The 16,508-nt window shown below is 33.6% G+C and carries 12 protein-coding genes and 1 pseudogene; all 13 read left to right on the top strand.

The annotated features are described in order from the left end of the window. Positions 1 to 117 (top strand): annotated as a pseudogene (locus ACF91D_RS19015) (translation elongation factor Ts); the annotation flags it as partial. Between the two features lie 131 nt (positions 118 to 248). Beyond that, positions 249 to 971: a UMP kinase gene (gene pyrH / locus ACF91D_RS19010; protein WP_017724293.1), complete on the top strand. Its 723-nt coding sequence runs from the start codon at positions 249 to 251 to the stop codon at positions 969 to 971. Between the two features lie 17 nt (positions 972 to 988). Continuing rightward, positions 989 to 1,543 carry a ribosome recycling factor gene (gene frr, locus ACF91D_RS19005; protein WP_039066758.1) on the top strand — a complete coding sequence of 185 codons (555 nt, stop codon included), beginning with the start codon at positions 989 to 991 and terminating at the stop codon, positions 1,541 to 1,543. 229 nt (positions 1,544 to 1,772) lie between these two features. Continuing rightward, positions 1,773 to 2,534, top strand: a complete 762-nt coding sequence (locus ACF91D_RS19000) for an undecaprenyl pyrophosphate synthase (RefSeq protein WP_039066756.1) — start codon at positions 1,773 to 1,775, stop codon at positions 2,532 to 2,534. Between the two features lie 17 nt (positions 2,535 to 2,551). Continuing rightward, positions 2,552 to 3,334 (top strand): phosphatidate cytidylyltransferase, encoded by a 783-nt coding sequence (locus tag ACF91D_RS18995; protein ID WP_327620633.1) that lies wholly within the window; start codon positions 2,552 to 2,554, stop codon positions 3,332 to 3,334. 398 nt (positions 3,335 to 3,732) lie between these two features. Beyond that, on the top strand, positions 3,733 to 5,019 hold the full coding sequence (rseP, locus tag ACF91D_RS18990) for an RIP metalloprotease RseP (RefSeq protein ID WP_107548859.1): 1,287 nt from the start codon (positions 3,733 to 3,735) through the stop codon (positions 5,017 to 5,019). Between the two features lie 20 nt (positions 5,020 to 5,039). After that, positions 5,040 to 6,740: a proline--tRNA ligase gene (locus ACF91D_RS18985; RefSeq protein ID WP_107548860.1), complete on the top strand. Its 1,701-nt coding sequence runs from the start codon at positions 5,040 to 5,042 to the stop codon at positions 6,738 to 6,740. A 417-nt stretch (positions 6,741 to 7,157) separates the two neighbouring features. Beyond that, complete coding sequence (locus ACF91D_RS18980) at positions 7,158 to 11,474, top strand: PolC-type DNA polymerase III (RefSeq protein ID WP_327620632.1); 4,317 nt, start codon at positions 7,158 to 7,160, stop codon at positions 11,472 to 11,474. 404 nt (positions 11,475 to 11,878) lie between these two features. After that, on the top strand, positions 11,879 to 12,346 hold the full coding sequence (gene rimP, locus ACF91D_RS18975; RefSeq protein WP_039066750.1) for a ribosome maturation factor RimP: 468 nt from the start codon (positions 11,879 to 11,881) through the stop codon (positions 12,344 to 12,346). A 23-nt stretch (positions 12,347 to 12,369) separates the two neighbouring features. Further along, positions 12,370 to 13,542, top strand: a complete 1,173-nt coding sequence (gene nusA, locus ACF91D_RS18970) for a transcription termination factor NusA (RefSeq protein ID WP_039066749.1) — start codon at positions 12,370 to 12,372, stop codon at positions 13,540 to 13,542. Between the two features lie 17 nt (positions 13,543 to 13,559). After that, positions 13,560 to 13,844, top strand: coding sequence for an RNase P modulator RnpM (rnpM, locus tag ACF91D_RS18965; RefSeq protein WP_039066748.1), 285 nt, complete (start codon positions 13,560 to 13,562; stop codon positions 13,842 to 13,844). Then, a complete protein-coding gene (locus tag ACF91D_RS18960) occupies positions 13,841 to 14,158 on the top strand; it encodes a L7Ae/L30e/S12e/Gadd45 family ribosomal protein (protein ID WP_039066746.1) in 318 nt (105 codons plus the stop codon). Before rnpM ends, ACF91D_RS18960 begins: the two co-directional genes overlap by 4 nt. A gap of 4 nt (positions 14,159 to 14,162) precedes the next feature. Further along, positions 14,163 to 16,274: a translation initiation factor IF-2 gene (gene infB / locus ACF91D_RS18955; protein ID WP_069793419.1), complete on the top strand. Its 2,112-nt coding sequence runs from the start codon at positions 14,163 to 14,165 to the stop codon at positions 16,272 to 16,274. Positions 16,275 to 16,508 lie beyond the last annotated feature (234 nt).

The raw sequence follows: 16,508 nt of genomic DNA, 5'->3' as shown, positions 1-16,508 counted from the left end.
GCTTTCTTAAAATCTAAAGGTGGTAAACTTGTAGACTTCGTACGTTATGAAGTAGGCGAAGGTATGGAAAAACGTGAAGAAAACTTTGCTGACGAAGTTAAAGGACAAATGAAATAATTTTTCATAGTTAGAACAAGAAAGAAGACACCTTTTGTGCTCCGTATGAAAGATTCACTTTTGTATTGGAAGACCTATTGTGTCTTCTTTACTTGTATAATTACATATTTTACAATAGAGAGGATAAGACAATGGCTCAAACTTCTAAATACGAACGTGTTGTATTAAAATTAAGTGGCGAAGCACTAGCAGGTGACGATGGGTTTGGAATTAACCCAATTATTATTAAAAGTGTTGCAAAACAAGTAGCTGAAGTAGCAAAAATGGATTGTGAAATTGCTGTTATCGTTGGTGGAGGCAATATTTGGAGAGGTAAAACTGGTAGTGATTTAGGCATGGACCGTGGTACTGCTGATTACATGGGTATGTTAGCTACGGTTATGAATGCATTAGCTTTACAAGATAGCCTTGAACAATTAGAGTGCGATACACGTGTCTTAACTTCAATTGAAATGAAACAAGTTGCAGAACCGTATATCCGTCGTCGTGCAATTAGACATTTAGAGAAGAAACGTGTTGTAATATTTGCAGCTGGTATAGGGAATCCTTATTTCTCTACTGATACTACAGCAGCATTGCGTGCGGCTGAAGTTGAAGCTGATGTTATCTTAATGGGTAAAAACAATGTTGATGGTGTTTACTCTGCTGATCCAAAAGTAGATCAAAATGCAATTAAGTATGAACATTTAACACATATTCAAATGTTACAAGAAGGTTTACAAGTCATGGATTCAACGGCTTCATCATTCTGTATGGATAATAATATCCCATTGAATGTATTTTCTATAACAGAAGAAGGCAATATTAAACGTGCTGTTATGGGTGAAAAAATAGGAACGTTAATTACAAAATAATTTAGAGGTGTATGACTATGAGTGACATTATTAATGACACGAAATCAAAAATGCAAAAATCTGTAGATAATCTTTCTAGAGAATTAGCTAATATCAGTGCAGGTAGAGCTAACTCAAATTTATTAAATGGTGTAACTGTTGACTATTATGGTGCACCGACACCTGTACAACAACTTGCAAGCATCAGTGTACCAGAAGCGCGTTTATTAGTAATTGCGCCATACGATAAATCATCTGTAGGTAACATTGAAAAAGCGATTAATGCTGCTAACTTAGGCGTTAATCCTTCAAGTGATGGCGAAGTGATTCGTATAAGTGTGCCTGCTTTAACAGAAGAGCGTCGTAAAGACTTAGTTAAAGAAGTTAAGAAAATCGGCGAAGATGCTAAAGTGGCTGTTAGAAACGTACGTCGTGATGCTAATGATGAACTTAAAAAACAACAAAAAAATGCTGACATCACTGAAGATGATTTAAAATCACAAACAGCAGATGTACAAAAGCTAACTGACGATTCAATTAAAGAAATCGATAAATTGTTAGAAGAAAAAGAACAAGATATTATGTCAGTATAAACATGGTAATGAATGATAAGACTTGGCTTCAATTCTGTTGTTTCAATTAATCAACGGGGTTCAAAAATTAGAAGTCTATCATATTTTATCTGAACTGTATCAAATCAGACTTTGGTACAGTTTTTTTATTTGTTTATTCAATGCGCCTATCTAGTATGATAAAATGGTAGATAATTGCATCTAGAACCTATTATAATAAACATAGATGATCACGCTCGGAGGAAATACCATGTTTAAAAAGTTAAATAAGAAAAAAAATCAGCCTAACCAATCCGATTTCGAATTGGATTTACATAATATACCTGAACATGTTGCAATCATAATGGATGGTAATGGTCGTTGGGCGAAACAAAGGAAATTGCCTAGAATTAAAGGTCATTACCAAGGTACACAAACCGTAAAAAACATCACTAAAGTAGCTAGTGATCTGGGAATAAAATACTTAACATTATATGCATTCTCTACAGAAAATTGGTCAAGGCCGGAAAATGAAGTTAATTATATTATGAGTTTACCAGGCACATTTTTAAAAACTTTTCTACCGGAATTGATAGAGAATAATGTGAAAGTAGAAACGATTGGCTTTTTGGAACATTTGCCAAATTCTACACTCAACGCAATAGCTAAAGCGAAAGAAGATACTAAGGACAACACAGGCTTAAAATTAATCTTTGCTATGAACTATGGTGGACGTGCCGAAATTGTAAACAGTGTGAAAAAAATCTATGATCAATTAACTGCTAAAGGTTTATCGAGTGATGAAATCACTGAACAAATGATTGATGAGCATTTGATGACTCATGCATATCCTGACCCAGATCTTTTGATAAGAACTTCAGGAGAACAAAGAATTAGTAATTTCCTTATCTGGCAAGTATCGTATAGTGAATTTATTTTCAACGAAAAATTATGGCCGGACTTTGATAAGGAAGAATTAATAAATTGTATTAAAATTTATCAATCACGCCAACGTCGCTTTGGTGGGTTATAAATAGTTAGGAGATTAGTATGAAAGTTAGAACTTTAACCGCAATCATAGCACTTATCATTTTTCTCCCTGTATTACTAAAGGGCGGCTTTATTCTAATGCTATTTTCATATTTATTAGCATTTATAGCTCTAAAAGAATTGCTTAATATGAATATGATTAAGTTCTTATCTATACCAGGTATAATAAGTGCATTAGGTATTTTAATTATTATGTTGCCTCAAGAAGCAGGCGACTGGGTTAATAATTTCCAATTAAAATCGTTAATAGCTATGAGTTTTATTTTATTAAGTTATACCGTGCTTTCTAAGAATAGATTTAGCTTTATGGATGCAGCTTTCTGTCTTATGTCTATCGCATATGTTGGTATTGGTTTTATGTATTTATATGAAACTCGTTCAGAAGGCTTGCATTACATCTTGTTCGCATTTTTAGTTGTGTGGTTAACAGATACGGGCGCTTATATTTTTGGTAGATTGATGGGCAAACATAAGTTGTGGCCAGTTATCAGCCCTAATAAAACAATAGAAGGTTTTATTGGCGGATTAATTTGTAGTATAATTGTCCCACTTGTAATGATGCTATTTGTTGATTTTAATATATCTACCTGGCTATTAATCATAGTTACAATTATTTTAAGTATGTTCGGACAGCTAGGTGATCTTGTTGAATCAGGTTTTAAACGCCATTTTGGTGTTAAAGATTCAGGTAGAATTTTACCGGGCCACGGTGGTATTTTAGATAGATTTGATAGTTTTATGTTTGTATTGCCATTGTTGAATATATTATTAATTCAAAGCTAAACATAGTTGTTCTTAAAATTTTATAAATTATAAACATGGAGTTAATGAATTGGAGTAACTGCGCTAAGCATACAGTTAATATGATTCTTAACTCCTTTAATAAATCTAAAGAATTTAACTTAATACTACGTTTTGCTATTACGAGATATGCAAGTTGAATTAGGCCACTGTTATTACATAATCAAAACATCTTAGAGATTAAATAAACTAAATTATTAGCTGATACCTTTTTACATAAAAAATGGCCACAATAATATATAATAGTAACGTGTTTCAGTTAACATTATTGTGTTATAATTTTATAATCTGAAGTACGAATAACAAACTTTAAAGTAAAGCGCTTGTTTTTTTAAAGTTAAACGTAGTTAATTTATTAAGAATATATGAGGTGTATCAAATTGAGTTTTCTAGTAACAATTATTTCTTTTATAATCGTCTTTGGTGTCCTCGTAACCGTGCATGAGTATGGGCATATGTTTTTTGCCAAACGGGCAGGGATTATGTGTCCAGAATTCGCAATTGGTATGGGACCGAAAATTTTTAGTTTTAGAAAAAATGAAACGTTATATACAATACGACTATTACCTGTAGGTGGTTATGTTCGTATGGCGGGCGACGGCTTAGAAGAGCCGCCTGTTCAACCAGGAATGCACGTAAAAATTAAATTAAATGATAAAGAAGAAATTACACATATCATTTTAGATGACCAACACAAATTCCAACAAATTGAAGCTATGGAAGTGAAACAATGTGATTTTAAAGATGGCTTATTTGTGGAAGGTGTGACTGCCTATGATGATGAACGTCATCGTTTCCCTATTGCAGAAAAATCATATTTTGTAGAAAATGGTAGTTTAATTCAAATTGCACCTAGAGACAGACAATTCACATATAAAAAGCCTTATCAAAAATTCTTAACGTTATTTGCTGGACCATTGTTTAATTTCTTACTTACATTAGTCTTATTTATCGGTTTAGCTTATTATCAAGGTACACCGACGAATTCAGTTGATGAAGTAGCGAAAGATACGCCGGCAGCTCAAGCTGGACTTAAATCTGGTGACACAATTGTGAAATTAGATGATAAAAAAATCGAAGACAAAAGTGATATCGATAAATTTGTTGAACAGAATAAAGACAAAAAAGCAAAAATGACAGTAGAACGTGATGGTAAGACCCATACGATGGATATCAAGCCTAAAAAAGTAGAACAAAAAGTTACTAAAAATAAGAGTCAAACAAGATATTTATTTGGCTATACTCCTACCACAGAACACACTTTATTTAAACCAATCGTTGCTGGTATTGACCGCACACTAGAAGCTGGAAAGCTTATTTTCTCTGCAATTGTCGGGATGATTGCTAGTATTTTCACAGGGAACTTCTCTTTTGATATGTTAAATGGACCTGTTGGTATCTATCATTCAGTCGATTCTGTGGTTAAAACTGGTATAATAAACTTAATTTCTTGGACGGCATTATTAAGTGTCAACTTAGGATTAATGAATTTATTACCTGTACCTGCTTTAGACGGTGGTCGCATACTATTTGTCTTTTACGAAGCAATATTTAGAAAACCTGTAAATAAAAAAGCAGAAACAACAATTATTGCAATTGGTGCAGTATTTGTATTAATCGTAATGGTCTTAGTGACTTGGAACGATATACAACGTTATTTCTTATAAAGAGGGAGAGAAGTATATAAATGAAACAGTCTAAAGTATTTATACCAACTATGAAAGAAGTACCAGCCGGTGCTGAAGCATTAAGCCATCGTTTGTTATTGAAAGCAGGTTTAATCAAACAAAGCACAAGTGGCATATATAGTTATTTACCGCTCGCAGCAAGAGTATTGAATAATATAGAGGCGATTGTCCGTGAAGAAATGGAACGTATTGATGCAGTGGAAATCTTAATGCCAGCACTGCAACAAGCAGAATTGTGGGAAGAATCTGGCCGTTGGAGCGCATATGGGCCGGAACTCATGCGTTTACAAGATCGTAATGGCCGTGAATTTGCCCTTGGACCAACTCACGAAGAAGTAGTTACTTCTTTAGTAAGAGATGAATTAAAATCTTATAAACAATTACCTTTGACATTGTTCCAAATTCAATCTAAATATAGAGACGAAAAACGACCACGTTTTGGATTGTTACGTGGCAGAGAATTTATTATGAAAGATGCTTATTCTTTCCATGCTGATGAAGAATCTTTAGATGCTTCATATCAAGATATGTACAATGCATATGGTCGTATTTTTAAACGAGTTGGTATTAATGCGAGACCCGTAGTTGCTGATTCTGGTGCAATTGGTGGTAGTCATACGCATGAATTTATGGCATTAAGTGAAATTGGTGAAGATACGATTGTCTTTAGCGACCAAAGTGATTATGCTGCAAATATTGAAAAGGCAGAAGTTATTTATCAACCAAATGAAAAGCATGATGAGATTAAACCATTAACTAAAATAGAAACACCTAATGTGCATACTGCACAAGAGTTAGCGACATTCCTTGAAAAGCCATTGGATGAAATTACGAAATCTATGATATTTAAAGTAGACGGTGAATTCATTATGGTCTTAGTACGTGGCCATCATGAAATCAATGATATTAAATTAAAAGCGTACTTTGCTACTGATAGCATTGAATTAGCAACTGAAGATGAAATTGTTAATTTACTTGGAGCGAAACCCGGTTCTTTAGGTCCAATTTTCGATAAAGATATTAAGATTTATGCTGATAATTACATTCAAGACTTAAATAATATCGTTGTTGGTGCAAATGAAGATGGCTACCATTTATTAAATGCAAATGTAGGTCGCGATTTTGAAGTTACAGAGTATGGCGATTTCAGATTTATATTAGAAGGTGAGCCACTAGTAGATGGTTCAGGTTCAGCACACTTTGCCGAAGGTATTGAAGTAGGACAAGTATTTAAACTAGGCACAAAATATTCAGAAAGTATGAATGCTACTTTCCTTGATAATCAAGGTAAAGCTAAACCACTATTAATGGGTTGTTATGGTATTGGTGTTTCTAGAACATTAAGCGCGATCGTTGAACAAAATAATGATGAAAATGGTATTATTTGGCCGAAGTCAGTTACACCATTTGATTTACATTTAATAACAATAAATCCTAAAAAAGATGATCAACGTGAATTAGCAGATCAACTCTATACACAGTTAAAAGAGCAATTTGATGTGTTATATGATGATCGTAAAGAACGTGCGGGTGTGAAATTTAATGATGCAGATTTAATTGGCTTACCAATACGAGTAGTTGTTGGTAAAAATGCTGCTGAAGGCATTGTTGAGGTTAAGCGTCGTGACACTGGTGACAGCGAAGATATTCACATTGATAACTTAACAAACTATGTAAGTGACTTATATTCAAATATATAAATTGAAAGCAGAGTCGATGACAATTTGTTATAATAGCTAATGTAAATAGGTTAATAATACCTATAAAAAATCATAAGGCTGAAACAAAAAATAGAGTATTAAATACTGATGTGTTTAAACTTGGAGCATATACAGTAGCTGTTTAGTATTTAAAAATAAGGGTTTCAAGATTTTTAAATACTTATTCAGTCTTGTGGGGGCGGGCATATGAAATCAAATTTAAAACTTTGGTTTCTGTTCCGCTCCCACTTATTTGTTTGTAAAAATTATGAATTAGGTCCAAAGAGTTGAACTATTAGAATTTCAAATATATTTCGTTATAATAGAGAGAATGAAAAATAATACATACACCGTCATAAAATGTAATCAATAATATACAAGTAAAACAGTGTAATTAATAGTAAGGTGGTTATCGTCATGCCAATGACAAATCAGGAAAAGTTTAAAATCCTAGCTGACCAAATTAAAATAGCAGAGCATTTGGATTCTGAAATATTAACACAAAGTGAGTTAACACGTGTGGACGTTAAAACAGTAGATCGTTCATGGGTGTTTCAAATCACTTTCCCATATTTTTTAACAATAGAAGATTACTTACTTTTCACTAGTGCAATTACTGAAGAATTCAAAACAATTGCTGAGGTAAAATGTAATATCACGATAAAAGATAAAGCAAACCAAGATGAATTTGCTATTAAATACTTTAGTCATTGTATCGATCAAACAAAGTTATCACCAAAAGTTAAAGGTCAATTGAAACAGAAAAGTTTGATAATGTCTGGAGATATTTTAAAAGTGATGTGTCAAAACGATATTGAACGAGATCATTTTGATAAAGCTTGTAACGGTAGTTTAATTGCAGCATATCAACAGTGCGGATTTAATATAAGTAAAGTTGTTTTTGAAACTGATAGCGCTGTAAATGATGGTGATTTAGCATCATTAGAGGCACATATACAAGAAGAAGATGAAAAGAGTGCACGTGAAGCAACAGAAAAATTAGAAAAAATGAAAGCTGAAAAAGCAAAACAACAAGATAATAACGAAAGTTCTGTCTCAAAATGTCAAATTGGTAAACCAATTCAAATTGAAAACGTACGTACAATTGATTCTATTATTGAAGAAGAGTTTAAAGTAGCCGTTGAAGGCGTTATTTTTGATATTAATCTAAAAGAGTTGAAAAGTGGTAGACATATTGTAGAAATAAAAGTAACAGACTATACGGATTCTCTCGTATTAAAAATGTTCACCCGTAAAAATAAAGATGACTTAGCTCATTTCAAAGCTTTAAGCGTAGGGAAATGGGTACGTGCACAAGGTAGAATAGAAGAAGATACTTTTGTACGAGATTTAGTTATGATGATGTCAGACATAGAAGAAATTAAAAAAGCAACGAAGCAAGATAAAGCTGAAGAAAAACGAGTAGAATTCCACTTGCATACCTCTATGAGCCAAATGGATGGCATCCCAAATATTTCTACGTATGTAGAACAAGCTGCTAAGTGGGGTCATAAAGCTATTGCTGTTACAGATCATAACGTTGTTCAAGCATTTCCAGATGCACACGCTGCGGCAGAAAAAAATGGTATTAAAATGATTTATGGCATGGAAGGTATGCTTGTTGATGACGGGGTGCCTATAGCTTATAAGCCTAAAGATTGTAATTTGAAAACAGCAACTTATGTTGTGTTTGACGTTGAAACCACAGGTTTGTCTAACCAATACGATAAGATTATTGAGCTTGCGGCTGTCAAAGTTAAAGACGGTGAAATTATAGATAAGTTTGAACGATTTAGTAATCCACATGAACGTTTATCAGAAACAATTAAAAACTTAACTCATATTTCTGATGATATGTTAGTGGATGCACCAGAAATTGAAGAAGTGTTAACAGAATTTAAAACATGGGTCGGAGATGCAATTTTTGTTGCTCATAACGCTTCCTTTGATATGGGCTTCATTGATACTGGTTATGAACATGTTGGTATAGGTGCTTCTACAAACGGTGTTATTGACACATTAGAATTATCTAGAACAATTAATACAGAATATGGTAAGCACGGTTTGAATTTCTTAGCTAAAAAATATGGTGTCGAATTGACTCAACATCATAGAGCCATCTATGATACTGAAGCAACTGCATATATGTTTATAAAAATGTTGAAACAATTAGAAGAACTCGGGGTTCACAATCATCAAGATATCAATACTTCTTTGACAAACGAGGACGCGTATAAGCGTGCGAGACCTAATCATGTTACTCTCATTGTACAAAACCAACAAGGCTTGAAGAACTTGTTTAAAATTGTAAGTGCTTCGTTAGTTCAATATTATTATCGTACCCCACGGATTCCACGTTCACTTTTAGATGAGTACCGTGAAGGGATATTAGTAGGTTCAGCTTGTGACGAGGGTGAAGTATTTACAGCCGTAATGCAAAAAGATCAATCTCAAGTGGAACGCATTGCTAAGTACTATGATTTTATAGAAGTTCAACCACCAGCACTTTATCAAGATTTAATCGATAGAGAACTTGTGAGAGATAATGAAACATTACATGAAATATATAATCGTTTAATTAGGGCTGGAGATGTTAATAATATTCCTGTAATCGCGACAGGCAATGCACACTATTTAAATGAACATGATGCAATTGCCCGTAAAATTTTAATTGCATCACAACCAGGTAATCCGTTGAATCGTTCTACTTTACCCAAAGCACATTTTAGAACAACTGATGAAATGTTAGATGAATTACATTTTTTAGGTGAGGAAAAAGCATACGAACTTGTTATCAAAAATACAAATGAATTAGCGGATAAAATTGAACGTGTTGTACCAATTAAAGACGAATTGTATACACCAAGAATGGAAGGCGCAAATGATGAAATTCGTGAAATGAGCTACTCTAATGCTAAAGCATTATACGGCGATGAATTGCCTCAAATTGTTATTGATCGTTTAGAGAAAGAACTAGAAAGTATTATTGGAAACGGCTTCTCTGTTATTTATTTGATTTCACAGAGGCTTGTTAAAAAATCATTAAATGATGGTTATTTAGTAGGTTCACGTGGTTCGGTGGGGTCTAGTTTTGTAGCAACAATGACAGAAATTACAGAAGTAAATCCATTGCCGCCCCATTATATTTGTCCAGAATGTAAGAACAGTGAATTCTTTAATGATGGTTCAGTTGGTTCTGGTTTCGATTTACCGGATAAAAAATGTGAATCTTGTGGCTGTGACTTAATTAAAGAAGGACAAGACATTCCCTTTGAAACATTCTTAGGATTTAAAGGGGACAAAGTACCAGATATTGACTTGAACTTTAGTGGGGAATATCAACCGGAAGCACATAATTATACAAAGGAACTCTTTGGGGAAGATAAAGTGTTCCGTGCTGGTACAATAGGCACAGTTGCTGAAAAAACTGCATTTGGTTTTGTTAAAGGTTACTTAAATGACCAAGGTATCCATAAACGTGGTGCTGAGATTGATAGACTAGTGAAAGGTTGTACAGGAGTAAAACGTACAACAGGACAACATCCAGGCGGTATCATCGTTGTGCCTGATTATATGGATATATATGATTTTACGCCAGTCCAATTTCCAGCAGATGATCAAGCATCGTCTTGGATGACAACGCATTTTGACTTCCATTCTATTCATGATAATGTCTTGAAACTAGATATTCTGGGACACGATGATCCAACTATGATACGTATGCTGCAAGATTTATCTGGTATTGATCCGAAAACGATTCCAGTTGATGATAAAGAAACAATGGGTATATTTAGTTCACCAGAACCATTAGGTGTGTCTTCAGAGGAAATTCTATGTAAAACGGGCACATTTGGCGTACCTGAATTTGGTACTGGCTTTGTTAGACAAATGCTAGAAGATACAAAGCCTACAACATTCTCGGAACTTGTTAGAATTTCTGGTCTTTCTCATGGTACGGATGTATGGTTAGGTAATGCGCAAGATTTAATTCGTTCTGGAAAATGCGATTTAGCTAGCGTAATTTGTTGTCGTGATGACATTATGGTTTACTTGATGTATAACGGTTTAGAACCATCACTTGCCTTCAAAACGATGGAATTTGTGCGTAAAGGTAAAGGATTAACAGACGATATGGTTGAAGCTATGGTCGATAATGAAGTACCAGACTGGTATTTAGATTCATGTAGAAAAATTAAATACATGTTCCCTAAAGCGCATGCTGCCGCTTATGTATTGATGGCAGTACGTATTGCATATTTCAAAGTGCATTATCCATTGTATTATTATGCAAGTTATTTCACGGTACGTGCTTCTGATTTTGACTTAATTTCAATGATTAAAGATAAAGAAAGTATTCGTAATACAGTAAATGACATGTATTCAAGATATATGGATTTAGCTAAAAAAGAAAAAGATACTTTAACTGTACTTGAAATTATGAATGAAATGGCTCAACGTGGTTACCGGATGCAACCAATTAGTTTAGAAAAGAGTAAGGCTTTCGAATTTATAATTGAAGGTGATACTTTAATCCCACCATTTATATCTGTTCCAGGTCTAGGGGAAAACGTTGCACAAAGAATAGTTGAAGCTCGTGAAGAAGGACCATTCTTATCTAAAGAGGATTTAAATAAGAAGGCAGGTTTATCACAGAAAGTAATTGAGTATTTAGATGAATTAGGCTCATTACCTAACTTGCCAGACAAAGCACAACTTTCAATTTTTGACATGTAACAAGTTGTATCAATTAAATTATAAATGCTAATACTAAAATTGATTAAATTAGGTTTGAACAATTATCTCAAACTTAAGGTGCGTGATTTGAAGCTATAAAAATTAGATGACTTACAAATTTTAATTTATATAGAGGTATAATGGCTTTAGCGCATTAAAATAACAACATTAGCGGATTTAAATTACGAAGCGTTTGAAACAATGCTTTAATAAAAAAAGAATTTAAAACTTATAAAACATAGCACAACAAAGTGACTAGCTTGTCATTATGGGATTTATAAAATATAGTTATTTGTATAGAAAATAAACATATGATATAATAATAGTGCTTAAAAAATTAGACTCAGGCAGGAAGAGTGGGCATATTACCCGCTCTTTTCTATTTGCCAAAAAAGGAGGTCAGCATGAGTAAAATAACTGAGCAAGTTGAAGCAATTATTCAACCTGTCCTTAACGACTTAAATTTTGAATTAGTAGAAGTTGAGTTTACAAAAGAAGGAAAAGACCATTTTTTAAGAGTATCTATTGATAAAGAAGGCGGCGTAGACTTAAACGATTGTGCGTTAGCTTCTGAGAAAATCAGCGAAGTTATGGATGCAGAAGATCCTATTCAAGAAATGTATTACTTAGATGTTGCGTCACCTGGTGCAGAAAGACCAATTAAAAAAGACAAAGATTTCCATAACGCTGTAACAAAACCTATTTTCGTTTCTTTATATGCACCAATTGAAGGTTCTAAGGAATGGTTAGGTATTTTAAAATCTGTTGATGATGAAACGATAACTATGGAAGTTAAGGATAAGTCAAAAACAAAACAAGTTGAAATATTAAGAAGCAAGATCGCTAAAGCACGTCATGCTGTAATGATATAACGTGATAAGGAGGATGATAAGTCGTGTCAAGTAATGAATTATTATTAGCAACTGAGTACTTAGAAAAAGAAAAAAAGATTCCTAGAGAAGTGTTAGTTGATGCTATAGAAGCAGCTTTAATCACTGCTTATAAAAAGAATTATGATAGTGCAAGAAGTGTACGTGTTGAATTAAATATGGATAATGGTACATTTCATGTTATCGCACGAAAAGAAGTTGTCGAAGAATCAATGGATGATAGAGAAGAAATTGATTTAAGTACTGCACTTGTTAAAAACCCTGCATATGAAATTGGTGATATTTATGAAGAAGATGTTACACCAAACGATTTCGGGCGTGTGGGTGCTCAAGCAGCCAAACAAGCAGTGATGCAACGCTTACGTGATGCAGAGCGCGAAATCCTATATGATGAATTTATCGATAAAGAAGATGACATCGTAACAGGCTTAATTGATAGAGTAGATCATCGCTATGTTTATGTGAATTTAGGACGTACTGAAGCAGTTTTATCTGAAGCGGAAAGAAGTCCAAATGAAAGTTATATTCCAAATGAAAGAATTAGAGTATACGTAAACAAAGTTGAACAAACTACAAAAGGCCCACAAATTTATGTTTCAAGAAGTCATCCAGGCTTACTAAAACGTTTGTTTGAGCAAGAAGTACCTGAAATATTTGATGGTACAGTAATTGTTAAATCTGTAGCACGTGAAGCTGGAGATCGTTCTAAGATCAGTGTACACTCTGACAATCCTGATATTGACGCAGTCGGTGCATGTGTTGGTGCCAAAGGTTCTCGTGTGGAAGCTGTAGTAGAAGAACTTGGTGGAGAAAAAATTGATATCGTTCAGTGGAACGAAGATCCAAAAATATTTGTCAAAAATGCCTTAAGTCCATCCCAAGTTTTACAAGTTATTGTTGATGAAGCAAACCAATCTACAATTGTTGTCGTACCAGATTATCAATTATCATTAGCGATTGGTAAACGTGGCCAAAATGCCCGTTTAGCTGCTAAATTAACAGGTTGGAAGATTGATATTAAATCTGAAACTGACGCAAGAGAAGCAGGCGTTTATCCAACTGATGAAGGTATCATTGAAGAAGTTGACACGCCTTCAGAAACAGTTGACACAGAGGTAGCACATTCCGAAAATGCTACAAGCGAAATTATAGAAGAAGATGTAGATACTGAAAAATAAATTGGAGTGATTACTTTATGAAAAAGAAAAAAATTCCAATGCGTAAATGTATACTATCAAATGAAATGCATCCGAAAAACGACATGATAAGAGTTGTGATAAATAAAGAAGGCGAAATTTTTGCTGATGCAACTGGAAAACAACAAGGTCGTGGTGCATATGTATCAAAAGATGTTAAATTAGTAGAAGAGGCTCAGCAAAAAGGTATATTAGAAAAATATTATAAAGCTGATGCTGAAACACTAGAACCTGTTTATAAAGAAATTATACGTCTTATTTATCGTGAAGAGATTCCTAAATGACCAAGGACAAAATCGTAAATTTTTTAGGTTTAGCAATGCGTGCTGGAAAAGTTAAAACAGGTGAATCTGTCATTTTAAATGATTTAAAAAAGAACAAGTTAAAGCTCGTAATCATTGCAACAGATGCTTCTGATAACACAGCTAAAGTGATACAGAACAAATGTGAAAGTTACCATATATCATTACGCATATTTGGAACGAGAGCTGAATTAGGACAAGCTTTAGGGAAAGCAGAACGTGTAAACATTGGAATCACTGATCAAGGCTTTGCTAAAAAGTTATTGTCAATGATTGATGAATATCGTAAGGAGTGACTATATGAGTAAAAAAAGAATTTACGAATACGCAAAAGATTTAAAATTAAAAAGTAAAGATATTATAGATGAACTAGCTAAAATGGACGTTGAGGTAACAAGCCATATGCAAACGTTAGAAGACGACCAAATTAAAGCATTAGATAAAATCTATAAACCAGAACAAGCACAACAAGCTGCTAAAGCAGAACAGAAAAGTGCTCAAAACAAACAATCAACGACGAATAATAAAAATAACCAAAGTAACAAAGGCAATCAAAATAATAAATCAAACAACAAGAAAAATAATAAAAACAACAATAAGAATGCTAATAAAAACAATAAAAATAATAAACAACCTAAACAAGAAGAGCCAAAGGAAATACCTTCTAAAATTACGTATCATGATGGTATAACTGTAGGTGAACTTGCTGAGAAGCTAAATATAGATTCTTCAGGTATTATTAAAAAATTATTTTTACTTGGTATAATGGCAAACATTAACCAATCTTTAGATGATGAAACTTTAGAATTAATCGTAGATGATTATGGTGTAGAACTTGAAAAAGAAGTTATCATTGATGAAGAAGACTTATCAATTTATTTTGAAGATGATGCTGATGAAGAAAATGGAATTGAACGTCCAGCAGTTGTAACAATCATGGGACATGTTGACCATGGTAAAACAACATTATTAGACTCAATTCGTCATACTAAAGTAACTGCTGGTGAAGCAGGTGGTATTACTCAGCATATCGGTGCATATCAAATTGAAAATGATGGCAAAAAAATCACTTTCCTTGATACTCCAGGTCACGCTGCATTTACAACAATGCGTGCTCGTGGTGCCCAAGTTACTGATATTACAATTTTAGTAGTAGCAGCAGATGATGGTGTAATGCCACAAACAATTGAAGCGATTAACCATGCTAAAGAAGCAGAGGTACCTACAATTGTGGCTGTAAACAAAGTTGATAAACCAACAGCTAATCCTGACCGTGTAATGCAAGAATTAACAGAATACGGTTTAATTCCTGAAGCTTGGGGCGGCGATACAATTTTCGTACCACTTTCAGCTTTAAGTGGAGACGGTATTGAAGACTTACTAGAGATGATTGTACTAACTTCAGAAGTTCAGGAATTAAAAGCAAACCCAAGTAAACACGCTGTGGGTACTGTGATTGAAGCTGAATTGGATAAATCACGCGGACCATCTGCGTCATTATTAGTTCAAAACGGAACCCTTAATGTTGGCGATTCACTAGTAGTAGGAAACACTTATGGCAGAATCCGTGCTATGGTAAATGATTTAGGTCAACGTATTAAGTCAGCTGGTCCTTCTACACCTGTAGAAATTACTGGTATCAATGATGTACCACAAGCTGGTGATAGATTTGTTGTCTTCAAAGATGAAAAACAAGCAAGACGTATCGGTGAAGCACGTCATGAAGCAAATGTGTTGCAACAGCGTCAAGAAAGTAAGAGCGTTTCATTAGATAACCTGTTCGAACAAATGAAACAAGGTGAAATGAAAGATCTTAACGTAATTATTAAAGGTGATGTACAAGGCTCAGTAGAAGCACTTGCAGCATCATTAATGAAAATAGATGTTGAAGGCGTTAATGTGAGAATCATTCATACAGCAGTAGGTGCAATTAATGAATCAGACGTTACACTTGCAAATGCTTCAAATGGTATCATTATCGGCTTTAATGTACGCCCAGATACTGGTGCGAAAAGAGCGGCAGACAATGAAGGCGTAGATATGCGTTTACACCGCGTTATTTATAACGTTATTGAAGAAATTGAATCTGCAATGAAAGGTATGCTAGATCCAGAATTTGAAGAACAAGTTATTGGACAAGCAGAAGTTCGTCAGACTTTCAAAGTTTCTAAAGTAGGTACAATCGCTGGTAGTTATGTAATTGACGGTAAAATCACACGTAATGCTGGGGTACGTGTGATAAGAGACGGTGTAGTACAATTTGAAGGTGAATTAGACACATTAAAACGTTTCAAAGATGATGTTAAAGAAGTAGCTCAAGGCTACGAATGTGGTATAACAGTTGAAAAATTCAATGACCTTAAAGAAGGCGACATTATTGAAGCATTCGAAATGGTTGAAATTAAAAGATAACTTTTAGATTCTAGCAATATTTTCATTTTTGAAAATAAATTTTTATTAGCAACAAAGCAAACATATAGTATACTGTTTGCTTTGTTTTTTTGTCTCATTTTTTATATTTTTTCTCTTTGGAACATTGTTAACAAGCAATGGTAACACATTAATTTACTGATAAAATAAACTTGAATTATGTACAATATACATGACCATATTTTTCTTTTTTAAAATAATAGTAAAATATAAAAA

Source organism: Staphylococcus sp. 231237_7MaSpsaltlick, from assembly GCF_043107035.1.
This window is presented reverse-complemented; position numbering and strand designations above follow the sequence as displayed.